The organism is bacterium (genome assembly GCA_040753085.1).
Lineage (GTDB): Bacteria > UBA9089 > JASEGY01 > JASEGY01 > JASEGY01 > JASEGY01.
Genome location: JBFMHI010000050.1, coordinates 13,524 through 16,086 on the forward strand (window position 1 = coordinate 13,524; position 2,563 = coordinate 16,086).

At 47.4% G+C, this 2,563-nt stretch carries 2 protein-coding genes; both read left to right on the plus strand.

The window, feature by feature from the left end:
* Nucleotides 1–1,883 (plus strand): tail fiber domain-containing protein (locus tag AB1797_07030; GenBank protein MEW5767367.1); only part of this gene is annotated, 1,883 nt, incomplete at its 5' end.
* A gap of 7 nt (nucleotides 1,884–1,890) precedes the next feature.
* Nucleotides 1,891–2,442 (plus strand): FlgD immunoglobulin-like domain containing protein, encoded by a 552-nt coding sequence (locus tag AB1797_07035; GenBank protein ID MEW5767368.1) that lies wholly within the window; start codon nucleotides 1,891–1,893, stop codon nucleotides 2,440–2,442.
* Nucleotides 2,443–2,563: the final 121 nt, after the last annotated feature.

A 2,563-nucleotide genomic window follows, 5' to 3' on the forward strand; every position in this document is an offset into this window, starting at 1 on the left:
TACTGACCGGCTTAGGGAATGATGACCATCCCCAGTATCTCTTGACTAATGGAACCAGGCCAATGGCGGGTGATCTGAATATGGAGGATAACAGTATCACTAACCTCAATCAATTAAATGGAGGCACCCCCTGGACCTCAGCTAATGATGGCGCTGGCTCAACCCTTGATGCCGACCTCTTGGATGGACAGGATGTCTCTGCCTTTGCCTCCTCTACCCACAACCATAACGACAGTTACTACACTGAGACAGAATTGAATACCTCAGATGGAGATGCACCAAATAGCGGTTCAAACCTAATGCATTGGGATAATCTTAACGGGGTGCCGGCAGGTTTTACCGATGGGGTGGATAATGAAGGGGGGGTGACCGACCATGGAGCCCTGACCGGCTTAGGGAATGATGACCATCCCCAGTATCTCTTAACTAATGGAACTAGGCCAATGGCGGGTAACCTGGATATGGGGAATAACCAGATCACTAACCTCAATCAATTAAATGGAGGCACACCCTGGACCTCAGCCAATGATGGCGCTGGCTCAACCCTTGATGCCGACCTCTTGGACGGACAGCATTCCTCTGCCTTTGCCTCCTCTATCCACAACCATAATGACACTTACTACCCTAAGACAGAATTGAATACCTCAGATGGAGATGCGCCAAATATCGGTTCAAACCGGATGCACTGGGATAATCTTAACGGTGTGCCGGCAGGTTTTGCCGATGGCGTGGATAATGAAGGTGCGGCTGGGGTGACTGACCATGGGGCACTCACAGGCTTAGGAGATGATGACCATACCCAGTATGGTTTATTGGCAGGAAGAAGTGGAGGGCAAACCCTTCGTGGATCAAATGCTGCTTCCGAGAATTTGACCCTGGATTCCACCAGCCATTCCACAAAAGGGAATGTTCTATTGAATCCCTCCGGAGGTAAGGTGGGTATTGGGACAACGAGTCCGGAGTTTAGACTGAGTATTGATAACGACGGTGGAATCCTGGCCAAAGGGGCTCAGGGTAGCGGGGCTACTCTTACTACATCTGGAGCAGGCACAAGGCTCATCTGGTATCCCCGTAAGGCTGCATTCAGAGCAGGAATTGTAGGTGGGAGCGAATGGGATGATGCTAATATAGGGCCCTACTCAACCGCAATGGGGGGTGGTTCAATTGCAAGTGGGAACAACTCAACCGCAATGGGAATTAACACAACTGCAAGTGGACAATACTCAACCGCAATGGGGGGTGGTTCAATTGCAAGTGGGCACTACTCAACCGCAATGGGGTTTAGCACAACTGCAAGTGGGAACTCCTCAACCGCAATGGGGGATAACACAACTGCAAGTGGACAATACTCAACCGCAATGGGTCGATTGGTAACTGCACAAGCTTATTGTTCTATTGTCCTTGGCGAAGGGTTAGATTACAATAATCGATTGATCAACAACACTCCCGACTCCCTGATAGTTGGATTTAATAGTAATACTACCTTGTTTGTGGATTCTGATCAGGTGGGTATTATGACAAGCAGCCCTGCAACTGGATTTGAACTGGATGTTAATGGAGATATACGATGTGTAAGTTTGACCCAGACGAGTTCTTTAAGGTTCAAGGAGGATATAAGGGAGATCGATAAGCCCTTAGAACGGGTGATGAGTCTTAGGGGTGTATACTTCAACTGGAAGGATTCAAATAAGCAGGATATAGGTTTGATTGCCGAAGAGGTGGGAAGGGTCATCCCTGAGGTGGTAACCTATGAAGAGAATGGGGTAGATGCAATTGGACTTGACTATGCAAGATTAGTGGCTTTACTGATTGAGGCGGTGAAGGAGCAACAGAAGAGGATCGAGTTTCTGGAAGGAGAGATGGCAAAGCTTATAAGGAGGTAGGTTGATCTTGAAGAAGACTAAATACATTATCTTATCCTTTACGTTGGCCATCTCCTTACTATGGAGGAGTTCTCCTTCTTTCTCTCAGAACTATACCCTTTCCTGGTATAGTTTTGCTCAAGGAGGAGGAGTGATGAGCTCAAGTAATTATGGCCAGAGAGGGGTTATGGGGTATGGGTCAACCGGAAACTCTGCAAGCCAAAATTATGGCCTGGGCTCAGAATTTCTCCAGGTGATGTTATGGGAAGTGGATATCTACCTGGGGGATGAATTGAAGGTCTATAACTTCCCTAATCCTTTCAACTCCTTGAAAGAGAGGACAAGGATCAAATACTTCCTTCCTGGCAGTGGAGAAGAAGAGGTATTTTTGCGAATATATACTGTTTCAGGGGAAGTTGTGCGGGAGATAGAGGAAGGGAAGAAAGAAAAAGGTCACTTCTACTTTGTAGACTGGGATGGGAAGAATGGGGATGGAGAGAGGGTGGCAAGTGGGGTCTATATCCTCCTCCTCAAGGCCGGCTCCCGATCTACCCTCTTTAAGATGGCAGTAATTAAATAAATTGGGTGTGGCTACTTTTCATGCAGCCATTTTCCATTCGTAAGTCCCGTAAAGACGTTTCTGTTCCTCTCTGATATGGAAATCCCAATACTTGTCCATATCATCGCTGAGGTTGATAGCG